Genomic DNA, 856 nt, shown 5'->3' with positions numbered 1-856 from the left:
TCCCAGCACCCAAACCAACCGACACGGCCGACACCCCAGACACCCCGCCAGCGAACGGGGACGACGTCCCCGACGCAGAATCAACACACCCAGGCCAGACAACCGCACACCCCACCACCTCCTGACACGCTGACACCCACCATCACGCTCACACCCACCATGGACTCAACCAACACCACCGGCAAGCCTGACAGCGCCCGTAACTCACACGCTGCCGTCCCCGAGGCTCGTGATCGCCGGCCAAGGCGACGCAGATCATTGATTCTGCTCACCATCGCGCTGGCCGTTGCGCTTGTCATCGGCGTTGTCGGCGTGTGGTGGCGCCCCTGGGAGACGGAAGAACCCCCGGCACCCCCGCCGGAGACCGTATGCAACGGCCTCTACGAGACCGCCGAACTCAACCGAATCCTCGGCAGCCAAATCGGAGACTCCTGGATGACGCAGCTCAGCAGCCGAACAAGCACATGCACTGTCTTGTCGGGCAAGCCCCCGGCGACGAACTCCAAGGGCTACGAGCTGGACGACGCCATTATGATGATCGACTTCTGGCGCTACGACTATTACGAGGCCGGCAACGGTTATAAGTGGACCGATGAGACCATGGCCGCGGACACCGACAACGGTGTTCAGAAGCTCGATATCCCCCAGCTGGAGGGCAACACCTACCTCTGGGTCATGCAATTCAACTCAGAAAACGATGTGCACGGCTACTGGTTTGGGGACGGCTTCACGGTAGTGGTCAACCTTCTCCACCCCGAAAACGGCCTGGATGCCCCGCACAACACCCGGGAGGCAGTGGAGGTCATGCCCGAACTACTGACCTACATCGGAACCAACGCACAGAATCACCCCGCCC

1 protein-coding gene is annotated in these 856 nt (G+C 61.9%); it reads left to right on the top strand.

Annotated elements, in window-relative coordinates:
• Positions 1-258 precede the first annotated feature (258 nt).
• A partial coding sequence (locus RWX45_RS01130) for a hypothetical protein (RefSeq protein ID WP_316021955.1) occupies positions 259-856 on the top strand: 598 nt, incomplete at its 3' end.

This window comes from Actinomyces sp. MRS3W (genome assembly GCF_032465695.1).
Taxonomy (GTDB): Bacteria; Actinomycetota; Actinomycetes; order Actinomycetales; family Actinomycetaceae; genus Actinomyces.
The sequence above is the reverse complement of the archived record's forward strand: the minus strand, read 5'-3'. Positions and strand labels throughout refer to the sequence as shown.